This is a genomic window from Pseudonocardia hierapolitana (assembly GCF_007994075.1).
Classification (GTDB): Bacteria; Actinomycetota; Actinomycetes; order Mycobacteriales; family Pseudonocardiaceae; genus Pseudonocardia; species Pseudonocardia hierapolitana.
The window spans coordinates 2,030,558-2,050,724 of the sequence record NZ_VIWU01000001.1; the positions used below are offsets into that span (position 1 = coordinate 2,030,558).

Genomic DNA, 20,167 nt, shown 5'->3' on the forward strand with positions numbered 1-20,167 from the left:
TCGAACGGTCGCCGCCCCGCCCCCGGGGACAGACGATCCACGCAGAGTCAACTCCCACGCGAGGCCCTGGCACCGCCGTACCGACGGTCCGTACGGCGAGCGGCGGTACGTGATCCGTGAGTGGCGCCTTACGGCGGGGTAGGCGGTGGAACGGCAGGTGAACGCCGTTCGGCGCTCCCACCTGCGCAGACTCCGTGTCAGCGATCGAGGCGGACGGCCAGCAGAGCGACGTCGTCGCGCAGGCGCCGCGGGCTGCACACCTCGAGAACCCGCTCCACGACGTCGTCCGCCGCGGCGTCGAGCGGCAGCTGTGCGAGCGTCCGCTCCAGCAGCGAGGTCCGCCCGTCCGCGTCCTCGCCCGCGACGTCTGTGAGCCCGTCGGTGTAGAGCAGGAGCAGCGTGCCGGGCAGACAGCGGCGCACCGCCTCGGCCCGGCCGGGGCCGGCGCGCCTGCCGAGCCCGCGGATCGCTCCGATCATCGGGGACCGCTGCTCGTCCAGCCGCACCAGCGTGCCGTCGGGTTCGACCAGCAACGGAGCCGGATGGCCTGCGTTGGCGTAGCAGAGGATCCGCGCGCCGTCCGGGTCGGGCGGTTCGACACGGGCGTAGACGGCCGTGGCCATCGCCGCCATCTCCAGGCCCTGCACCAGCTGATCGCACCGGTCGAGCACGGAACCGGGGTGCCCTCCGTCCCACGCGTAGGACCGCAGCACGCCGCGCAGCTGACCCATCGCGGCGGCGGCGCGCAGATCGTGACCCGCGACGTCGCCGATGGCGAGGCCGAGCGCGCCGTCGGGCAGGTCGAGCACGTCGTACCAGTCGCCGCCGACCTGGTTGCCGTCGACGCCGACCAGGTACCGGGCGGCCACCTGCACTCCGTCGACGTCCGACACCGCGGGCAACAGGCTGCGCTGGAGCGTGACGGCGGCGGCGTGGTCGGCCTCGTACAGCCGGGCGTTGTCGATCGCGAGCCCGGCCCGGCCGGCGATGTCCGTGGCAAGGTGCAGGTCGCGTGGGCCGTAGCGACGACCGTAGGGATGCTGGGTGAGCAGCGTGAGCGCGCCCAGCACCCGGCCACGGGCCCGCACCGGCACGACCATCACCGACCGCAGGCGCAACGTGTCGTAGACGCCCGCAGCGGCGGGGTCCTCCGGGTAGCGGTCGGCGCCGCGCTCGGGCAGGTCCGGCACGAGCACCGGACGATCGCCCGCCAGGACGTGGCCGGTGTCGCTGCCGCCGCCCACGTGGTAGTTGCGCAGCCGCCCGAGGTCGCGCAGCCGTTCCTCGTCCACCGCGTCCCGCGCGGCGACGACGAGCCGGCGCGGCACCCCGCGTCCGGGCACGTCGAGCACGTCCACCGCACACAGGTCGGCGAGCGCCGGTACGAGGCTGCGGGCCAGTCGCTCGCACGCGTCCACGACGCCGAGCGCGGCGGTCATCTGGGTGGTGGCCTCGGCGAGCATCCGCAGCTGCCCGCGGGCCTCCTCGGCCTCGGCCAGCGCGGCCCGCCGCTCCTGCTCGACGACGACCCGCTCGGTGACGTCGCCCTGCACACCGACGAAGTTGACGAGATCACCTGTGCTGTCGAAGACCGGGGAGATCGCGATCTCGTTCCAGAACGCCGTGCCGTCCCGGCGGTAGTTCAGCAGCACCTCGGTGATCGGGCGGTGTTGCCGCAACGCGTCCGCGACGCGCGACACAGCGACGCGGTCGGTGTTGCGGCCCTGCAGGAACCGGCAGTTACGCCCGACCACCTCCTCCGCCGGGTAGCCGGTCAGCGCGGTGAACGACGGGTTGACCCACACCAGCGGGTTGTCGACCTGCCGCGGGTCGGTGATCGTGAACGACCGGTGGGTGGCGATGACGGCACGTTCGCCGAGGCCCTCCAGCTGCCGTTCGCCGCGATCCATCACGCACCCAGAGTAGGAGAATGGTCACGGGAGGCGCGCCCTTCACGCCCCGGCCACCCCTCTATGGTGGGTGGATGCGCCCCGGGCGAGCCGACGTCGTGGCCGAACAGCTGCTCGACCTCGTGGTCGACGGCACGTTCCCGGTCGGCGGGCCGTTGCCGAGCGAGTCCGAGCTCGCCGCCCGGTTCGGCGTCAGCCGCCTCACGGTGCGCGAGGCGATCCGCTCGCTCGTCCCCACCCGCGTGCTCGACGTGCAGCAGGGGCGCTCCACCCTCGTGAACCCCACCAGCCTGTGGTCCCCCCTCGACGGCAGGCTGCTCCTGGCCCGCAGCCGCGCCGGCGGCGACCCGCTGCTGCTGCCGCGGCGGCTGATGGAGGCCCGCAGGGCCGTCGAGGTCGCGATCGTCGAACTCGCCGCGGTGCGCCGCCAGGAGCACCACCTGGAGCGGCTCCGGACGCTGCACCAGCAGATGCTCGACGGGCACGCCCGCGGCGACGTGGCCGCCACCGCCGACGCCGACCTCGCCTTCCACACCGCGCTCTTCGAGGCGGCCGACAACGTCTTCCTCGACGCGCTGTTCGAGCCGCTCACCTCCGTGCTGCGCGCGATGCGCGAGGAGACCTCCGCGGTGCCGGACTTCCGCAGCCACGCCCTCGACCGCCACGCCGCGATCCTGCGCGCGATCGAGGCGGGCGACCCCGTGCAGGCGCGGGCGGCGATGGAGGCCCACCTGCAGCAGACCGAGGAGGACGTCGAGCGCTACCTCGACCCGGCGGGCGCAGGCACTAGATGATCCCGACGACGTCGAGCAGCGAGTACACCCCGAGCATGGCGATCGCCACGCTGCTCACGGCGAGGCACACCGCGAACGCGCGCCCGCCGTGCAGGCGTGAGTCGGTCTCGTTCCGGCGCAGCCAGTACACGGCCCACACCACGCCGATGAGGAAGATCCCCGTCATCACGCCGGCGATCTGCACCATGATCACCGGCGACTGGATCGTCAGGTAGATCACGCCCCACAGCAGTGGCAGCGCGACGGTGAAGATCCGGATCCACTTGAGCCGGGCGACCGGGTCCTGCCAGTCCAGCACCCCGAACGTGGCCAGCAGGTTCGTGTACATGCGCGACCAGCTGGGGATCGCCGCCCACATCGTCGACCCGAGCACCGCGATCGCGCCGAGCAGGAAGACGACGCTCGCCCACTCACCGAGGGTGTCGGTGTACATCCGGGACAGCGTGGTGATCATCGTGTTGCCCTGGGGGGCGAGGCCCTGCGGGTGCAGCACGGCCGCGCCCATCAGGTAGAACGCGATCGTCCCGAAGGTGTAGATCACCCAGGACACCATCGCGTCCTTGTACATCACCCGGATCCAGCCGTTCGCCCGCCGGACCCACGCCTCGCTGCCGTCGTTCGGGCCGACCCAGCGCGCGTAGCCCTTCTCCACGCACCAGTACGTGTAGAAGGTGATCTCGTCCGCGCCGACGCCGGTGATGCCGAACATCGCCAGGGCCGCGCCGAGCGCCCCGGCCGGGATCAGGAACGCGAGACCACTGCCGAGGTCGTCGAGCCCGTAGGCGAACGGGGTGGCCGGCAGGCCGAGCGCGATGAGCACCGTGATGGCCGTGAACGTCACGACGAGCAGCGCCGCGCCGCGCTCGATCAGCGAGTAGCGGTTGGAGTAGAGCAGCGCGATGCTGGCGATGGCGAGGACCGTGGTCCAGAACAGCAGGGAGATGAATGCGAGCGGGTCGCCGCCGATCGGCAGCAGGATGCTGAACGCGACGGCCGTGCCACCGATGATCCCGCCGAGCTGCAACAGCTTGGACAGGGCCAGCACCGCCCACAGCAGGTTCACCCAGCCGATCCCGAAGATCTTCGGGGGGACCTTGGCATAGCCGGTGAGCGCGGGCTGGCCCGTGGCGATCGTCCACCGCGCCAGCTCGATCTGGACCGCCACCTTCACCAGCGTGCTGACGATCACCAGCCAGAGCAGCACGAACCCGGCCTGGGCGCCGAGTGCGGTGGTGGCGATCAGCTCACCGGACCCCACGATCGAGGCGCTGAGGATCAGGCCGGGGCCGAAGTACCGCATGCTCGCCCGCCAGCCGACCGGCGGCTCCTTGATCCCGTCCGCGGTGAGCGTGTACGGGTCGGTGGTCTCGATCCCCGTTGGCTTCTCGGTGCTCTCGGACATCCTCGTCCTCTCAAGCTCACTCATCAGATGTCTGGGGGATCGTGGTACCCATCACCCGGAAGCGTCAACCGCGGACCTGCGCCGAACGAGCCCGCGCAGCAGCGGATAGACCAGCACGAGCACGGTCAGGGCCACCAGCACCGCGCTGATCGGCCGCGTCAGGAACTGGCTGAGGTCCCAGTTGGTCTTGATCACACTTTGCATGAAGTTCTTCTCGACGATCGGCCCGAGCACGAGCCCGAGCACCACCGGCGCCAGCGGGAAGCCGGAACGCTCCAGCAGGTAGCCGAGCACCCCGAGCACGAGCATGATCACGATCTCGAGGTAGCCGTTGTTGATCGAGAACGAGCCGACGACGCAGAACGCCACGATCACGGGCATCAGCACCGACGTCGGCACCCGCAGGAGCCACGAGCTGCCCTTGATCGCCAGGTACCCGAGCGGGATCAGCAGCAGGTTCGCCAGGATGAAGATCAGGTATATGCCGTAGAGCAGCGGTGCGTCGGTGTTGAAGAGCTCTGGACCGGGCTGGACCCCCTTCACCAGCAGCACGCCGAGCAGGATCGCGGTGATCGTGTCGCCGGGGATGCCGAACACGAGCGTCGGGACGTACGCCGACGCGAGCGCGGCGTTGTTCGCCGAACCCGCGGAGACGATCGGCTCGACGTGGCCCTCCCCCTTGCCGAAGAGGTGCCCCTCTTTGGAGGCGTTCTTCGTGGCGGCGTAGGAGACCCAGGCGGCGATGTCACCGCCCGCGCCGGGCAGCGCCCCGATCACGCTTCCGATGGCGTTCCCGCTGACCACGCCGCGCCAGTACCGGCGGAGCGTGTGCAGGGTCTCGCGGAACATCCCCTGCGTGCGCAACCGCGCGACGTGCACCGGGCCACCCGGGCGCAGCACGCCACGCAGCACCTCCGACAGCCCGAAAAGTCCGATCATTGCGGGGATGAAGCTGATCCCCTGCAGCAGGTCGGTGCTGCCGAACGTGAACCGCGCGTAGCCCAGGGCGATGTCGATCCCGACCGTGGCCAGGAGCAGCCCGATGAGCAGCGAGATCGCCCCCTTCACCTGGGAGCCCTCGGAGATGACCACCGAGGCGGTGAGGCCGAGCACCGCCACCCAGAAGTACTCGTACGAGGTGAACTGCAGCGCGAACTCGGCGAGCAACGGGGCTGCGACCATCAGCACGACCGCGCCGACGATCCCACCGATCACCGACCCGAGCAGCGCCACGCCGAGCGCCCTCGCACCGTGGCCTGCCCGGGTCTGCAGGTAGGCGTCCTCGGTGTAGGCCGCGCTCGCCGGCGTGCCCGGCATGCGCACCAACGCCGAGGGCAGGTCGCCTGCGAAGATCGCCATCGCCGACATCGTGATGACCGCCGCCATGGCCGGCAGCGGGTCGAGGAAGAACACGAACGGCACCAGCAGTGCCGTGGCGAGGGTCGCCGAGAGCCCCGGGATGGCCCCGATGAACAGGCCGTACACCGCCGAGGCGAGCACCACGATGATGAGGGTGGGGTCGGCGAGCATCCCCAGCGCCGTCGCGAGGTCGGTCACTACCCCAGAAACCCTTGCGGCAGCGGGACGAGCAGCAGCTCCCCGAACACCAGCAGGATGAACCCGGTGGTGGCCGCCGCGGCGAGCACCGCGACCAGCGGGCGGACCCCGAGCAGCCACATCAGCAGGAACAGCAGCACGCCCATCGTCAGGGCGAACCCGAGCGTCTCGGCCAGCAGCAGATAGCCGACGACGAGGCCGAGCACGGCGAGCGCACGCAACCGGCCCTGCACCGTGACCCCGGCGTCCGGGTCGGCCGAGACCCGGTTCCTGTCCAGCGCCCCCCGCACCACGAGCACCAGCCCGAAGAGCACGAGGAGCGAACCGACGATGCCCGGGAAGAGCGCGGGGCCGGGCTGGCCGTCCGGGAGCTCGGGGAACGTGCGGACGTGCAACACGACAGCGGCGCCGAGGGCGGCGGCCAGCAACCCGCCGACGAGGTCGTGGCGCCAGGGGACGCCGGTGGTCGGCGCGGACGTGGGTTCGACCGTCACGGGACCTCCTCGCTGGCGCTCGTCGGCGCCGCGACGGGCCGTGCTGTGTTGGATGGTGACCTCGCGAGCTCGGTCACGCCGCCAGCCCGGCGGCGCGCATGATCTCGCCCTTCTCGGCGTCCTGCTCCGCGAGGTACGCGCCGAACTCCTGCGCGTTGCGCCAGACGATGCCGAAGCCCGCCGTGCCCATGAACTCCTCGTAGGCGGGGCTGTGCACGATGGCGTCGAGGTGGCAGCTCAGCTCGCCGACCACGTCCTCGGGCAGGTCGGCCGGCCCGGTGATGCCCCGCCAGGCCGCCATCGTGAAGTCGAGGCCCTGCTCGCGCAGCGTGGGCACGTCCGGGAAGTTCGGCAGGCGCTCCTCGGCCATCACGGCGAGGGCCTTGGCCCGCCCGGCCTGGATCATCGTCTGGTTCTCCACGAGGCTCGCCGTGGAGACGTGGACGCCGCCTGCCACCAGCTCCTGCAGCGCAGGCGCCGCGCCCTCGCTGGGCACCCAGCGGATCGCGTCGGCGGGCAGCCCCGCCTCCAGCAGCATCCCGGCCCGCGCGAGGTCCCAGATCCCGCCCCGCCCGGTGCCGGACGCCGTGGTCGCCCCCGGCTGGGCGCCGGCCTCGGCGAGCAGCTGCTTCACATCGGCCCATGGCGCGTCGCTGCGCACGGTGACGCCCGCCGGGTCGGAGTTGACCAGCCCGATCGGGGTGAGCTGCTCGTAGGTGAGCTCCGTCAGCCCCTGCCAGTGCATCATCGTGATCTCGACCGTGGCCATCCCGATCGTCGTGCCGTCGGGCCGCGCGGTGGCGATGGCGCTGTGGCCCACGACCCCGCCGCCGCCCGTCCGGTTGACGACGTTGACCTGCGTGCCGAGCCGCTCGGCCAGCTGGGTGCCGATGAACCGGGCGACGCTGTCGGTGCCACCGCCCGCTGCCCACGGCACGATCATCTCGATCGGCCTGCGCGGGAAGTCGGGAGCGGTGTCGCACGGCGACGCGGGTGCGTTCGAGCTCGCCCCACCCCCACAGGCTGCCAGCACCAGACTCAGCGCAACCGGCAGGACGGCGAGGCGGAGGCGACGGGTCAACGGCATGGGTGACAGCTCCAGTCCACGGTGACGGTGCGTGCCCGCATGATGGACATCCGCCGCAGACCGGGTCAATCACCATCTGCGGCTAGCAGTATTCGCGATCCGGATAGTCCGGGCCGGTGCTGCTCCCACCGGCAGCGTTTAGGAGAGTTGCGGTCATGACCCGTCCGACCGTCCTGATGCCCGCCCGCATGCACGATGTCGTCGTCGACGGCTGCGCCGAACGCTTCGAGCTCGTCCGGCTGTGGGAGGCCACCGACCCGGACGCGCTGCTCGCCGAGCGCGGCGCCGACGTGCGTGGCCTCGCCACCGGCGGCCACCACCCGGTCGACGCCGCCCTGCTCGACAAGCTGCCGAACCTGCAGATCGTCGCCAACTTCGGCGTCGGGTACGACAGCGTGGACGTCGATGCGGCCACCGAGCGCGGCGTGGTCGTCACCAACACCCCCGGCGTGCTGGACGACGAGGTCGCCGACACCGCGCTCGCGCTGCTGCTGATGACCGTGCGCGAGCTGGGGCAGGCCGAGCGGTACCTGCGCGCCGGGCGGTGGGCGGCCGAGGGGCACTACCCGCTCACGGATCTGACGATGACGGGCCGCAAGCTCGGGATCCTCGGGCTGGGCCGGATCGGTGAGGCGATCGCGAAGCGCGCCGAGACCTTCCGGATGACGGTGGGCTACCACAACCGCAGCGAGAAGGACGTCCCGTACCGCTACTACCCGTCGCTGCTGGAGATGGCGCGCGACGTGGACACGCTGCTGGTCGTCGTGCCGGGCAGCGCCGCCACCCGCCACCTGGTCGACGCCGAGGTGCTCGAGGCGCTCGGCCCGGACGGCGTGCTCGTCAACATCGGGCGCGGCACGGTGGTGGACGAGGCCGCGCTCATCGGGGCGTTGAAGACGCGCACGATCCGCGCGGCGGGCCTCGACGTCTACGAGGACGAGCCGAACGTCCCACGGGAGCTGATCGACCTCGACAACGCCGTGCTGCTCCCCCACGTCGGGTCGGCGAGCAAGCCCACCCGCCGGGCCATGGGCAGGCTGGTGGTCGACAACCTGACCTCCTGGTTCACCGACGGCCGCGCCCTCACCCCGGTCAACGGCTGAGCGGGACGAGCACCCGGATCGATCCCGGCGAGTACTCCTCGATCACGGGACCGGCCGCGGCGACGCCGAGGTCGTCGACCACGGCGAAGGCGGCACGGTAGGCCATCGGCAAGCCCGCGGGGTTTCCGCGGTGCACGGCCGCCACGGCGCGACCGGTCGGCAGCCATGCCGTGTCGAGGTCGTCGCGCGGCTCGCCGGCGATCGGAGCGAACACGAACCCGCTGACCTCGTCGGACAGGTCGAGCGGGAACGTCGCACCCCACGGACCCGAGCGCTCGTGGCCGGCCCGGCGCAGCACCGAGCGAAGGCTCGCGATCCTGCGGGTCACACCGGCTTCGAGCTCGTCGAGCGGGAGCAGGAAGGGCAGCGCGACCACCTCGCGGTCGGCGAGGCCGACGACGTCCACCTCGTGGTCGGCGGGCGGGCTCTCGGAGAGGAGCTCGTCGAGGCCGCGCAACCGCTCCCTGCGGAGCTCGATCTCGGCCGCGACGCGCCTGCGCTCGCCTGCGAGCACGGCCGACGCGGCGGGTCCGCCCGCGAGGACGCGGCCGATCCGGTCCGGCGTGACGCCGAGCGACCGGAGCCGCGAGATCAGGACGGCGACCGGTAGCTGATCGATCGTGTAGCGCCGGTAGCCGCTGCCCGGGTCGACGACCGCCGGAACGAGCAGCCGGATCCGGTCGTAGTACCGCAGCGTCGAGACCGGCAGCCGGCACCGGCGCGCGAACTCGCCGATCATCAGCTCGTTCATGCCTGCAGCATGGTGGATATCGGCATCGTCACGTCGACCGTCGGACGGCGAGCGACGATCGCTGCGACCGCCGCCGGCCGGATGCCGAGTGCGAGGAGCGCGGCGCCCCGGTCGAAGTGCTCGCGGTAGGCGTGGCACGTCCCGTCCGCGGTCTCGAACACCGACACCCCGCTGAAGGTGAGCGTGCGCCCGGCACTCGGCGGCACCGCCGCGCTGACGGTGAAGGCGAAGGTCCACTCGCCGATGGTGCAGTCCGGGTCCGCCACGACGCGGGTCATGGTCCACTCGTGGCGGTCGCCCTCGGCGTACATCCGCTCGAACAGCGAGCGGATCGGGTCGTGACCGGAGAACGTTCCGTAGAACAGGTCCCGGTAGGTGGCGTCCGGGGCGAAGCAGGCGAGCACCCCGTCGACGTCGCCGGCGTTGAACGCGGACGCGAATCGGTCCGCCACGGAGGTTGCTGAGGTCGGCATGACCCGAGGCTCGACCGTGAAGCCGGGTGAGGGTCAAGGGCCCGACGGCCCGGCGCGGCGGACGCCCCCTGCGGGCGGTGCCCCGCCCTGCCCTCCGGTGACCATCGTGGGCGCGTCCGGGGTGAGTGCCCGCTCGGTCAGCACGCCACCGGCGAACCCCAGCACGAAGATCAGGGCGGCGACCAGCGCGACCGTGAGCCTGCTGGTCCGCTTCGGCCGCTCCCACTCCAGATCCAGCAGGTCGTCATGAGATTCCATCGGCATCACTCGTATCTGAGGGCGTGGATCGGACGCAGGTTCGCCGCCTTGTTCGCGGGATGGATGCCGAAGAACAGTCCGATCGCCACGGACACGACGAAGGCGAGCAGCACGGAGAACGGCGCGACGATGAGCTGGAACCCGCCGATCGACAGCGAGCCGACCACGACGCCGATGCCGATCCCGAGCAGGCCGCCCGCGACGGAGAGCATCGTGGCCTCGAGCAGGAACTGCCCGACGATGTCGGACTTCTGCGCGCCCACGGCTTTCCGGATGCCGATCTCGCGCGTCCGTTCCGTGACGGTAACGAGCATGATGTTCATGACGCCGATCCCGCCCACCAGGAGCGAGATGCCGGCCACGGCTCCGAGCAGCAACGTGAAGGTCGCGTTGACCTCGGACACCGCCTCCAGGATGGACGTCGGGCTGGAGATCGAGAAGTCCGGGACCTTCGTGCCGTGGCGCGCGGTCAGGATGGCGGTGACCTCCGCCGTGGCCGTCGGGACACCCTCCGCCGATGTGGCCTTCACCGAGATGCTGGAGAGCGGCCCGTAGCCCGTGAGGGTGTCCTGCACCGCGGTCATCGGTGCGAGCACGCGGTCGTCCTGGTCCTGCGGCCCGCTGCTGCCCTTGGCGGTCAGCAGGCCGACCACCTGGAACGCCACGCCGTTCAGCTGGATCGGCTGCCCGACGATCGCGCGCCCGTCGCCGCCGGCCAGCGCGATGGCGACCGTGGCCCCGACGAGCGCCACCCGGCTGCGCGCGAGGTAGTCGGAGTCGGTGATCGCCTCGCCCTCCTGCACCGTGTCGTCGTGGTTGGCGAGATAGCTCGGAGTCGTCCCGGTCAGCGTGGCGACCTCGTGCGACGCGCCCTGGTAGGTGGCCGTCACCGAGCTCGCGGTGACCACCGGCGCCACCGACGCGACGGTCGGGGCCAACGCCGGGTCCACGAGCGCCTCGGCGTCCTCCAGGGTCAGCTGGACCGCGCGGATCTCGGTGCCGCGGTCGTCCTCGGAGGGCTGGGCCGCGGCGCCCGGCGGCCCGACGGGGCGGGGCCCGCCACCTCCGAGGAAGCCACCGCCGATGCGGACACCGCCGCCGCGGCCACCGGAGCCCTGGCCGGTCTCGGGCGTGATCGTCAGCGTGTTGCTGCCCAGCGCGCTGATCGACGCCGTGGTGGCGGCGCTCGCGCCAGTACCCGCGGCGACGAGGATGATCACCGCGGCGACGCCGATGACGATCCCCGACATCGTCAGCACCGAGCGCATCTTGTTCGCCAGCACCCCGGCGACGGCGAACTGCAGGCTCTGCCCGAGGTTCACGACGCCACCGCCGGGACCACGCGTTCATCCGAGACGATCCGGCCGTCGCGCATGTGGAGCACGCGCTTCGCACGCCGCGCCACCTGCTCCTCGTGGGTGATCACCACGAGGGTCCGGCCGTCGGAGTTGAGGTCGTCGAAGAGCGCCAGCACCTCGTCGGTGCTGCGGCTGTCGAGGGCGCCGGTCGGCTCGTCGGCCAGCAGGAGGACGGGATCGGTCGCGATCGCCCGGGCGATGGCCACCCGCTGCTGCTGCCCGCCGGACAGCTCCGACGGGCGGTGGTGGACCCGGTCGCCGAGCCCCACCTGCTCCAGCGCCCGCAACGCCCGGCTGCGCCGCTCCGCCTTGCGGACGCGGGCGTAGGCCATCGGCAGCTCGACGTTGCGCAAGGCCGTGGTGCGCGGGATCAGGTTGAACGACTGGAAGACGAACCCGATCTTCCGGTTGCGGATCAGGGCCTGCTGGCGTTCGTCGAGCCGCCGGGTGTCGACGCCGTCGAGGGCGTAGCGGCCCCGGGACGGGAGGTCCAGGCAGCCGATGATGTTCATCAGCGTCGACTTCCCGGAACCCGACGCCCCCATCACCGCGACGTAGTCGCCGCGCCCGACGACGAGGTCGACCCCGTCGACCGCCCGTACCACCGTGTCGCCGCTGCCGTAGATCTTCGCGACGTCGCGCAGCTCGATGACCGGCCGCATCACCCGCCACCGCCCTGCCGTGGGAAGCCCGCGCCGGAACCGCCGGTCGCGACGTTCGGCGTCGGCAGCACCAGCACGTCGCCCTCCGATACACCGCTGATGATCTCGGTCTCGGCCGGCCCGGACACCCCGATCCGGACGGGGACGACCGTGTCGGCGCCGCCCCGGCGCACCGTCACCGTGCTCCGGTTGCCGGTCGTCGTGATCGCCTGCGTCGGCGCCTTCAGCACTGCGGTTGCGGTGCCCGTCGTGATCGACAGGTTGGCGGTTGCCCCGACGCCGACACCGAGCGGAGCCGTCGTCAGCGAGATCGTGACCGGGTAGAGCACGACGTCGTTCGACACGGTGCTCTGCGGGTCCTTCCGGGTGACCGTGCCGTTGGCGGTGGTCCCCGTCGCCGGGAACGAGATCGTCGCCTGCTGGCCGAGCTCGAGCTTCGCCGCGTCGGCCTCGGGGATGTCCGCGGTCACGGCGAGCTCGCTGACGTTGGCGATGACGACGAAGCCGTCGCCCGCCGACGTCGCGGCGTCCGACGCCGCCGAGTCGCCGTCCCCGCCGCTGTCCCCCTCGCCGTCCGACCCGGAGTCGCCCGAGCCCTGCCCGTTCGTGAACTCGCCCACCTCGCCGTTCACGGCGAGCACGAGCCCGCCCTGCGGCGCCTTCAGCGCGGTCTCGTCCACGGCGCGGCGGGCCGTGTCGACCTCGACCTGCGCGTTGTCCACCGTGGCCTGTGCCTGGGCGATCTCCTCCGGCGACTGCGGGTGCTCGTTCTCCTCCGCGGTGAGCTTCGCCGCCGTGACGTCGCCCTCCGCCTTCGTCACCGCCTGCTTGTTGGTGTCGATCGTCGTCCCGCCCTTCAGCAGGGTGTCCGCCCTGGCCTGCTCCGCCTCCGTGACGGCCTGCCTGCCCTGGTCGAGGGTCGCCTCCCGGGTCTGCTTCGCCGTCGTGGTCGCCTGCTTGTCGGCCAGCAGGACCGAGTCACGGGTGTTCTTCGCGTTCTTCGTGGCGAGCTTCGCCTGCGTGCAGCTGGTGGAGTCCTCGTCCGTCTCCGTGATCGAGCTCCCGCCGCCGCAGGCCGCCTGCTCTTCCGCCTCGGCCTGCTCGACGAGGGTCTTCTGGGTCTTGGTGTCGGCCTCGAGCTTCTCCTCGGCGTTCTCGATCGCCGTGGCGGTGGCCTCGTCGTCGTTCGCCAGCTGGGTCTTCGCGTTCTCGATCGCCGTCTGCGTCGCCACCCGGTCGAGCTCGAGCTGCTTCTCCGCGGCCGTGACCGCGGCACGTGCGTTGGCGAGCGCCTGCTCGGCCTGGGTGATCGCCAGCTGGTCCTGCTGCGCCTGCACGTCGGTCGCGCCGGCCCGCGCCTGGTCGAGGGCGGCCCGCGCGCCCGCGAGCTGCGCCTCTGCGGTGCGCAGCTGCGCATGGGCGTCGGCGTCGTCGATCGTGGCCAGCGTCTGGCCGAGCGTGACGGTGTCACCCGGCTCGACCGCCACGGAGGTGACGGTGCCCGACCCCTCGAAGCTGACCGGCGTGCGCAGCGACGACTCCGCGTTGCCGCTCCCGGTGACGGTCGCCGTCACGTCGCCGCGACTGACCGTCGCCGTGCGCGCGACCGGCTGTTGGCCGCCGGGGTTCGTGATCACCAGGACCGTGGCCACGATCGCCACGACCAGCAGCAGGAGCAGCCCGAGGTTCAGCCATCGCGCGCGCGCCCACGCCAACGCCGCCGCGAGTCTCCGGTCACCCGCTCTCGCCATGATTCCCTTTCACGCAATATTGGAATGCGCTTGGAGAGAGCTGTGAAAACGCTATGAAAAGCCCCTCCGCACACATTTAGACAATGCGACGATAGCGGGGAGAAATGGGAGTGGATGACGGGGGTCATTCAGAACTGTGTGCGCGCACAGAGGCCGGTCGCCCGCGCTCGCCGGCGGGAACCCGCACACACCGACCGCACCTGACACACACGTCCGGCAGTGTGTGCCAGGGCGGGGAGGTCTGTGCGACGAGTCAGGCTCGCAGGTAGGTCGACAGCCGGGCGGCGATCGGGCCGAAGTCGGAGAGTGCATCCCATCCCCGCCCGGCTGCGCGAGTCTCCGACACTGCCGCTTCGGGCGTCGGCGAAGGCGAGGACGCGGCGGGCGTCCGGACTGCCGCGCCAGCCCGCACAATGAGCAAGCGCCGCAACCAGCGCGGCCTGCAGGGCGGCGAGGCGTTCCGGTTCGGTGAGCACCGCGTGCAATGCCGCGTCGGCCACGGCGACCGCAGGCTCGAACGCGATCGTGCGGGCGAGGTCGGTGACAGTACGCGCGACGGACGTGACCGGGATCCCGTCGACAGCGCCCACATCCTCGGGGCGCAAGGGAGCTGTGTGGACGTGCACGTGACGGCCGCAGCGGCCCCCGCTGCGCCGCGCCCGCGTGACGTGTACGCGATCGAGCCGGATGCCCCAGGTGGGCAGGCCGTGCAGCACCGCGGCCGAGGCGTGGCTGACAACCGCGCCATCGGCGAGGTGCGCGAGCTCGGCGCGTACCGCCAACGCGTGGCGGGCCTCGCGGCTATCGGGCGTGGTGCCGAGCACGTAGGCGCCACGCCGGACCGGCGTCAGCCGGCCTGCCCGCAGGAGGCGGCGCACCTCGTCGTCGCCGTACCCCTCGAGCCGCAGGGCCTTCCGCTGAACCATCTCGGGCAGGTCCACGACGAGAGCATGCGCTGGTACCCGCTCTCGGCGGGCCGGATCCGTGGATCTCGCCTGACCGATCCGGGCTCGCACATACCGTCCGGCTCTGGCACACACCCCGGAGATGTGTGTCGGAGCACGCGGGTGTGTGCGAGCCGGGCGTCGCTTCGGACTCGGTCAGTGGTTGTCGCGTGGCAATCCCTTCGACGCCACGCGCTGGTACGCCACCGCCGGCTTCAGGACCATGCCTCCGGAGAGCTGGTCCACCATGCTGCGCTGGATCTCCTGCCACGGGGTCTGCGACGCGGGCATCGGGTAGCCGCCCGCCTCCTCCAGCCTGCGACGGCGCTCGGCCAGTTCCGCCTCGGGCACGAGCATGTCGGCGGTGCCGGCGTTGAGGTCGATGCGCACGCGGTCGCCGGTCTGCAGGATCGCGAGGCCGCCGCCGGCCGCCGCCTCGGGGGAGGCGTTGAGGATCGACGGGGAACCGGACGTGCCGGACTGGCGTCCGTCGCCGATGCACGGCAGCGCGTGCACGCCCCGCTTGATCAGCTCGGCGGGCGGCTGCATGTTCACGACCTCGGCGGCGCCGGGGTACCCGAGCGGGCCCGCGCCGCGCATGAACAGCAGGCAGTCCTCGTCGATCTTGAGGTCGGGGTCCTCGATGCGGTGGTGGTAGTCCTCGGGGCCGTCGAAGACGACCGCGCGGCCCTCCAGGACGTTCGGGTGCTCCGGGTCGGACAGGTAGCGCTCCCGGAACTCCTGCGAGATCACGCTCGTCTTCATGATCGCACAGTCGAAGAGGTTGCCCTTCAGCACGAGGAAGCCCGCGTCGTCCTGCAGCGCGTTGTCGAAGGTGCGGATCACGTCGCGGTCGGTGGCCACCGAGTCCCGGCAGTTCTCGCCGATCGTGCGGCCGTTGACCGTGCGGGTGCCTTCGCGGATGAGTCCGTGCTGCATCAGCTCGTGGACGACCGCGGGCACGCCGCCCGCCCGGTAGAACTCCTCGCCGAGGTACTTGCCGGCCGGCTGCAGGTCCACGATCAGCGGGACGTCGAAGCCCAGCCGCTGCCAGTCGTCCATCGGCAGTTCGACGCCCACGTGCCGGGCAACGGCCGTGATGTGGATCGGCGCGTTGGTGGAGCCGCCGATCGCCGAGTTGACGATGATCGTGTTCTCGAAGGCCTCCCGCGTCATCACGTCCGACGGCTTGAGGTCCTCGTGCACCATCTCGACGATCCGGCGGCCGGTGAGGTAGGCGTTGCGGGCGCGGTCGCGGTGCGGCGCCGGGATCGCCGACGAGCCGGGAAGGCTCATCCCGAGCGACTCGGCGAGCGCGTTCATCGTGGACGCGGTGCCCATCGTGTTGCAGTGCCCCGGGGACGGCGCCGAGGAGGCCACCATCTCCACGAACTCGGCCTGGTCGATCTCCTCGGCGGCCAGCATCTCGCGGGCCTTCCACACGATCGTGCCGGAGCCGGTGCGCTCGCCGTTGTACCAGCCGTTGAGCATCGGCCCGCCGGACAGCACGATCGCCGGGATGTCGACGGTGGCCGCGGCCATCAGGCAGGCCGGGGTGGTCTTGTCGCAGCCGGTGGTGAGCACCACGCCGTCGAGCGGATAGCCGTGCAGCACCTCGACCAGCCCGAGGTAGGCCAGGTTGCGGTCGATCGCAGCGGTGGGGCGCTTGCCGGTCTCCTGGATCGGGTGCACCGGGAACTCGAACGCGATCGCGCCCATCTCGCGGATGCCCTCGCGCACCCGGTCGGCGAGCACGAGGTGGTGGCGGTTGCACGGAGAGAGGTCGGAGCCGGTCTGCGCGATCCCGATGATCGGCTTGCCGGACTGCAGCTCCTCGCGCGTCAGGCCCCAGTTCATGTACCGCTCGATGTAGAGCGAGGTCATGCCGGGGTTCTCGGGGTTGTCGAACCACGCCTGGCTGCGCAGGCGCCTCTCCTGAGTCACGTGTCCTTCTTTCAGGGGGTGAGCTGGCCGCCGTTGATCTCGATCACCTGACCGGTGACGTATCCGCTCATCGCGGGATCGGCGAGGAAGAGTACGGTGCCGACGCACTCGTCGGGCGTGCCGGACCGGCCCATGGGGATGCCGGACACCATCGCCGCCATCTGCTCGTCGGGCGTGTTCCGCTCGTGGAACGGCGTGACGATGATGCCGGGCGCGATGGCGTTCACGCGGATCCCGGTCCGCGCGACCTCCTTGGCGAGGCCCCGCGTGAAGGTGCTGACGGCGCCCTTCGCGGTGGCGTACGCGACCGAACCGCCCGCGCCGCCGGTGCGCGCCGCGACCGACGTGAGGTTCACGACCGCGCCCGCACCCTGCCGCTGCATCACCGGCACCGCCTCTCGGCAGGCGGCGAACACCGACGTCATGTTGAGGTCCATGACCCGCGTGAACTGCTCGTCGGACATCTCGGTGACGGGCATGCGCCCCAGCAGGTCACCGGCGTTGTTCACGAGCACGTCGAGCCGCCCGTGTCGCGAGACCACCTCGTGGACGAGCCGGGCGGCCGCGGCCGGCCGCGCGAGGTCCGCCGAGACGACCGACGCCTGCCCGCCCGCCTCCTGGATGGTGGCCGCGACCTTCTCGGCGCCGTCGCGATTGTGCCCGTAGTGCACGACGACCTGCGCGCCGTGGCGGCCGAACCCCTCGGCGACGGCGGCGCCGATCCCGCTGCCGGCGCCGGTGACCAGGACGACCTGACCGGTGAAGTCGAGCATCACATGACCGCCCCGAGCTGCCAGGGCACGAACTCCTCCTGTCCGAAGCCCAGCTCCTCGCTGAAGGTCTTGCGCCCGGACGCGGTGTCGAGGATGAACTGGAACAGCCGCTCCCCCACCGCCTCAACGGACTCGCCCTCGGAGAGGATCACGCCGCAGTTGACGTCCATGTCGCCGGACATCCGCTCGTACATCTCGGTGTTGGTGGCGAGCTTGATGCTGGGCGTCGGCTTGGTGCCCAGAACGGAACCGCGCCCGGTGGTGAAGCACATGACGGTGGCGCCGCCTGCCACGATCCCGGTGACCGACACGGGGTCGTAGCCCGGCGTGTCCATGAACGTGAAGCCCTTGGCGGTGACCCGCTCCGCGTACTTGTAGACGCCCGTGAGGTTCGTCGTGCCGCCCTTCGCGACGGCGCCGAGCGACTTCTCCAGGATCGTGGTGAGCCCGCCCGCCTTGTTGCCCGGCGACGGGTTGTTGTCCATCGACCCGTTGTTCTTCGCGGTGTAGTCCTCCCACCACCGGATCCGCTCGACGAGCTTCTCCGCGATCTCGGGGCTGACCGCACGCCGGGTGAGCAGGTGCTCGGCGCCGTAGATCTCCGGGGTCTCGCCGAGCACGGCGGTGCCCCCGTGGCGCACCAGGATGTCGACGGCCGCGCCCAGCGCGGGGTTGGCGGTGATGCCCGAGTAGGCGTCGGAGCCGCCGCAGTTCAGGCCGAGCACGAGCTCGCTGGCCGGGACGGTCTGGCGGGTGACCTCGTTGGCCTGCGGCAGCATCGCCTTCAGCGCCTCGACGCCCGCCCGGACGGTGGCGACGGTGCCGCCCTGCTCCTGGATCGTCATCGTGGCGACGGGGCGGGACGGGTCGAGCCGCCAGCCCTCCGACACGCCGCGGATCTGGTTGACCTCGCAGCCCAGACCGAGCAGGAGGAACCCGGCGAAGTTGGGGTGCTCGGCGTAGCCGGCGAGCGTGCGGCGCAGCACCGCGATGCCCTCGCCGTCGTCGGCCATCCCGCAGCCGGTGCCGTGGGTGAGCGCCACGACGCCGTCGACGTTGGGGAACTCGTCGAGCAGCCCTGGCCGCCGGAACTGGTCGGCGATCATCTTCGCCGCGGTGGCCGAGCAGTTCACCGACGTGAGGATGCCCAGGTAGTTGCGCGTGGCCACCTTGCCGTCGGGCCGGACGATGCCCTGGAACGTGGCCCGCTCGGACTCGGGCACGAACTGCGTCTCGGTGACGTCGGCGCCCACGGCGTAGTCGCGCTCGAACGCCCGGAACTCGACGTTGTGGGTGTGCACGTGGTCACCGGGCCCGATAGCGCTCGTCGCGAACCCGATGATCTGGTTGTACTTGCGGACCGGCTCGCCCTGCGCGATGTCGGCAACGGCGATCTTGTGGCCGCGCGGGATGACGCGCCGCGCCGGGGCACCACCCACCACCGTGCCCTCGGGTATCTCGCGGGCGGCGACCACCACGTTGTCGGCGGCGTGCAGGCGCACGCCGAGATCGTCGGTGGACGGTGCGGTCATCGGTTCTCCCCTGTGGTGGATGAGGGCGTCAGTCCCACTTGAGCAGTTCCCCGTCGGCGCCGAACTCCATCGGAACGGCATCGCCGGTGGTCTCGAGGGCGGGATGGGCGTCGACGGCGTCCCGCAACGACTCCGAGACCAGCAGGTGCTCGAGGTCGAGGGTGTTGCGCATGCGCACGAGCGTGACCGCGCCGACGTCCGCCACACCACAGGTGACGACGGCAGCGGCGATCGTGTCGCGGTCGGTGGCGAACGCCATCGGGATCTGCGCCCGCTGCGGACCGCCCAGCCCCGAGGTCATCGCGTTGATGTAGACGCTGCGCAGGTCGATCCGCTCCAGCAGCCGGAACGGCACGAAGTCGGCCAGGCCGAGCCCGACGGCGTTGCCGTGGGAGGCGTCGCTCACGTCCAGCACCGCGATGTTGCGGATGCGCGGGCCCTCGAACTCCGCGCTGCCGCGGATCATCATCCGGCCGATGACGTTGGTGTCCATCCCCGCACCGGAGTAGTTCTTGCCCATCTCGTCGATCACGGCCACGTCGATGTCGTCGAACGGGAGCCGCGCCATGCGGCGCTTGGCGTCGGCGAGCAGCGCGCTCTCGGCGGGGCCCGCGATGTCCGGCGCGTCCAGCAGCTCGATGCGGGCGGCCCGGTCGTAGGCGTTCTCGACGATCGCGAGGCCGCCGAGGATCTTGCCGGTGTCGACGATCCGGCGCGCCACGCGCGGGATCCAGACCGCCAGGTTGGCCGGGCCGAAGCGGTGGATGCCCTCGGCGCCCCGCTGCTTGCCCAGCCCGATGGCGACGATCTTGGAGATGCCGCTCTCGACGTCGCCCTGGAAGTCGGTGTGCGCCTTGACCCGGTTGATCGCGAGGATGCCGTCGGCCTTCGCCGCGTTGGCGTCGAGGTGCACGGCCGGTCCGTCGGGCAACCGGTCGATCTCGACGGTCTCCATGGTGGCGCGGATCGGCATGCCCACGCTCTCCTCGGTGATCCCGAGGTCGGCGAGCAGCTCCACCTGGCCCTCCGCCGTGGCGCCGCCGTGCGAGCCCATCGCAGGCACCACGAACGGGTCGGCGCCCGCAGCGCGCAGCCACTCCCCGGCCGCGCGCACCACCGCCGGCTTGTCGTGGATGCCGCGGCTGCCCGCGGTGATCGCCACGGTCATGCCGGGGCGAATGCGCGCCCGCAGCGGTTCGAGCGCCTGCGCCGTGGCCGCGGCGACGTCGGCCACCTGCTCCGGGTCGAACCGCTGCCGGACCGGCAGCAGCCGCGGGAACGGCACGTCGTAGGTCAGGTTCCGGACGGCCTCGAACGGACCGAGATGCGTGCTCACGACGTACCCCCTTGTGCGCGGCCTGTCACCCGAGGCTA

At 71.6% G+C, this 20,167-nt stretch carries 18 protein-coding genes; 2 read left to right on the top strand and 16 right to left on the bottom strand.

Annotated features, from left to right (window positions below; genetic code table 11):
* Positions 1-197: 197 nt before the first annotated feature.
* Positions 198-1,910: a GAF domain-containing SpoIIE family protein phosphatase gene (locus FHX44_RS09530; protein WP_246170919.1), complete on the bottom strand. Its 1,713-nt coding sequence runs from the start codon at positions 1,908-1,910 to the stop codon at positions 198-200.
* A 74-nt stretch (positions 1,911-1,984) separates the two neighbouring features.
* Between FHX44_RS09530 and FHX44_RS09535 the strand changes: the two genes are divergently transcribed.
* On the top strand, positions 1,985-2,704 hold the full coding sequence (locus FHX44_RS09535) for a FadR/GntR family transcriptional regulator (RefSeq protein ID WP_170308853.1): 720 nt from the start codon (positions 1,985-1,987) through the stop codon (positions 2,702-2,704).
* Here the strand turns inward: FHX44_RS09535 and FHX44_RS09540 are convergent.
* From FHX44_RS09540 to FHX44_RS09555, 4 genes are all read right to left on the bottom strand, one after another.
* Positions 2,697-4,106: an Nramp family divalent metal transporter gene (locus FHX44_RS09540; protein WP_147255149.1), complete on the bottom strand. Its 1,410-nt coding sequence runs from the start codon at positions 4,104-4,106 to the stop codon at positions 2,697-2,699. The genes FHX44_RS09535 and FHX44_RS09540 overlap by 8 nt on opposite strands.
* A gap of 51 nt (positions 4,107-4,157) precedes the next feature.
* On the bottom strand, positions 4,158-5,663 hold the full coding sequence (locus tag FHX44_RS09545) for a tripartite tricarboxylate transporter permease (RefSeq protein WP_212612398.1): 1,506 nt from the start codon (positions 5,661-5,663) through the stop codon (positions 4,158-4,160).
* Positions 5,663-6,157: a tripartite tricarboxylate transporter TctB family protein gene (locus FHX44_RS09550; protein WP_170308854.1), complete on the bottom strand. Its 495-nt coding sequence runs from the start codon at positions 6,155-6,157 to the stop codon at positions 5,663-5,665. Before FHX44_RS09550 ends, FHX44_RS09545 begins: the two co-directional genes overlap by 1 nt.
* Positions 6,158-6,230: 73 nt before the next feature.
* On the bottom strand, positions 6,231-7,244 hold the full coding sequence (locus tag FHX44_RS09555) for a Bug family tripartite tricarboxylate transporter substrate binding protein (protein WP_147255151.1): 1,014 nt from the start codon (positions 7,242-7,244) through the stop codon (positions 6,231-6,233).
* 155 nt (positions 7,245-7,399) lie between these two features.
* Here FHX44_RS09555 and FHX44_RS09560 point away from each other — a divergent pair, with 155 nt between their 5' ends.
* Positions 7,400-8,347 carry a 2-hydroxyacid dehydrogenase gene (locus tag FHX44_RS09560; protein ID WP_147255152.1) on the top strand — a complete coding sequence of 316 codons (948 nt, stop codon included), beginning with the start codon at positions 7,400-7,402 and terminating at the stop codon, positions 8,345-8,347.
* Here FHX44_RS09560 and FHX44_RS42710 read toward each other — a convergent pair.
* From FHX44_RS42710 to FHX44_RS09615, 11 genes are all read right to left on the bottom strand, one after another.
* A complete protein-coding gene (locus FHX44_RS42710; RefSeq protein ID WP_147255153.1) occupies positions 8,337-9,098 on the bottom strand; it encodes a MerR family transcriptional regulator in 762 nt (253 codons plus the stop codon). The two genes, FHX44_RS09560 and FHX44_RS42710, sit on opposite strands and share 11 nt — an antisense overlap.
* On the bottom strand, positions 9,095-9,571 hold the full coding sequence (locus tag FHX44_RS09570) for a nuclear transport factor 2 family protein (RefSeq protein WP_147255154.1): 477 nt from the start codon (positions 9,569-9,571) through the stop codon (positions 9,095-9,097). The genes FHX44_RS42710 and FHX44_RS09570 overlap by 4 nt, the downstream gene beginning before the upstream one ends.
* A 33-nt stretch (positions 9,572-9,604) precedes the next feature.
* Positions 9,605-9,829 carry a hypothetical protein gene (locus FHX44_RS09575; RefSeq protein WP_212612399.1) on the bottom strand — a complete coding sequence of 75 codons (225 nt, stop codon included), beginning with the start codon at positions 9,827-9,829 and terminating at the stop codon, positions 9,605-9,607.
* A 5-nt stretch (positions 9,830-9,834) separates the two neighbouring features.
* Positions 9,835-11,151 (bottom strand): ABC transporter permease, encoded by a 1,317-nt coding sequence (locus FHX44_RS09580; RefSeq protein WP_147255156.1) that lies wholly within the window; start codon positions 11,149-11,151, stop codon positions 9,835-9,837.
* The gene (locus FHX44_RS09585; RefSeq protein WP_147255157.1) at positions 11,148-11,849 is read right to left on the bottom strand and encodes an ABC transporter ATP-binding protein; all 702 of its coding nucleotides are present in this window, start codon (positions 11,847-11,849) and stop codon (positions 11,148-11,150) included. The genes FHX44_RS09580 and FHX44_RS09585 overlap by 4 nt, the downstream gene beginning before the upstream one ends.
* Positions 11,849-13,600 (bottom strand): HlyD family efflux transporter periplasmic adaptor subunit, encoded by a 1,752-nt coding sequence (locus FHX44_RS09590; RefSeq protein ID WP_147255158.1) that lies wholly within the window; start codon positions 13,598-13,600, stop codon positions 11,849-11,851. The genes FHX44_RS09585 and FHX44_RS09590 overlap by 1 nt, the downstream gene beginning before the upstream one ends.
* A gap of 128 nt (positions 13,601-13,728) precedes the next feature.
* Positions 13,729-14,541, bottom strand: a complete 813-nt coding sequence (locus FHX44_RS09595) for a type IV toxin-antitoxin system AbiEi family antitoxin domain-containing protein (RefSeq protein WP_147255159.1) — start codon at positions 14,539-14,541, stop codon at positions 13,729-13,731.
* A 159-nt stretch (positions 14,542-14,700) separates the two neighbouring features.
* On the bottom strand, positions 14,701-16,488 hold the full coding sequence (locus tag FHX44_RS09600) for an IlvD/Edd family dehydratase (RefSeq protein ID WP_281287883.1): 1,788 nt from the start codon (positions 16,486-16,488) through the stop codon (positions 14,701-14,703).
* Between the two features lie 11 nt (positions 16,489-16,499).
* The gene (locus FHX44_RS09605; protein ID WP_147255160.1) at positions 16,500-17,261 is read right to left on the bottom strand and encodes an SDR family NAD(P)-dependent oxidoreductase; all 762 of its coding nucleotides are present in this window, start codon (positions 17,259-17,261) and stop codon (positions 16,500-16,502) included.
* Positions 17,261-18,793, bottom strand: coding sequence for a UxaA family hydrolase (locus FHX44_RS09610; RefSeq protein ID WP_147255161.1), 1,533 nt, complete (start codon positions 18,791-18,793; stop codon positions 17,261-17,263). The genes FHX44_RS09605 and FHX44_RS09610 overlap by 1 nt, the downstream gene beginning before the upstream one ends.
* Positions 18,794-18,821: 28 nt before the next feature.
* Positions 18,822-20,129, bottom strand: a complete 1,308-nt coding sequence (locus FHX44_RS09615) for a nickel pincer cofactor-dependent isomerase, group 22 (protein WP_147255162.1) — start codon at positions 20,127-20,129, stop codon at positions 18,822-18,824.
* Positions 20,130-20,167: the final 38 nt, after the last annotated feature.

Excerpts from the sequence above, each read along its gene's own strand:
- FHX44_RS09530 (WP_246170919.1), bottom strand. The coding sequence starts at position 1,910 with ATGGATCGCGGCGAACGGCAGCTGGAGGGCCTCGGCGAACGTGCCGTC.
- FHX44_RS09540 (WP_147255149.1), bottom strand. The coding sequence starts at position 4,106 with ATGTCCGAGAGCACCGAGAAGCCAACGGGGATCGAGACCACCGACCCG.
- FHX44_RS09555 (WP_147255151.1), bottom strand. The coding sequence starts at position 7,244 with ATGCCGTTGACCCGTCGCCTCCGCCTCGCCGTCCTGCCGGTTGCGCTG.
- FHX44_RS09570 (WP_147255154.1), bottom strand. The coding sequence starts at position 9,571 with ATGCCGACCTCAGCAACCTCCGTGGCGGACCGATTCGCGTCCGCGTTC.
- FHX44_RS09535 (WP_170308853.1), top strand. The coding sequence starts at position 1,985 with ATGCGCCCCGGGCGAGCCGACGTCGTGGCCGAACAGCTGCTCGACCTC.
- FHX44_RS09590 (WP_147255158.1), bottom strand. The coding sequence starts at position 13,600 with ATGGCGAGAGCGGGTGACCGGAGACTCGCGGCGGCGTTGGCGTGGGCG.
- FHX44_RS42710 (WP_147255153.1), bottom strand. The coding sequence starts at position 9,098 with ATGAACGAGCTGATGATCGGCGAGTTCGCGCGCCGGTGCCGGCTGCCG.
- FHX44_RS09605 (WP_147255160.1), bottom strand. The coding sequence starts at position 17,261 with ATGCTCGACTTCACCGGTCAGGTCGTCCTGGTCACCGGCGCCGGCAGC.
- FHX44_RS09610 (WP_147255161.1), bottom strand. The coding sequence starts at position 18,793 with ATGACCGCACCGTCCACCGACGATCTCGGCGTGCGCCTGCACGCCGCC.
- FHX44_RS09585 (WP_147255157.1), bottom strand. The coding sequence starts at position 11,849 with ATGCGGCCGGTCATCGAGCTGCGCGACGTCGCGAAGATCTACGGCAGC.
- FHX44_RS09560 (WP_147255152.1), top strand. The coding sequence starts at position 7,400 with ATGACCCGTCCGACCGTCCTGATGCCCGCCCGCATGCACGATGTCGTC.
- FHX44_RS09575 (WP_212612399.1), bottom strand. The coding sequence starts at position 9,829 with ATGGAATCTCATGACGACCTGCTGGATCTGGAGTGGGAGCGGCCGAAG.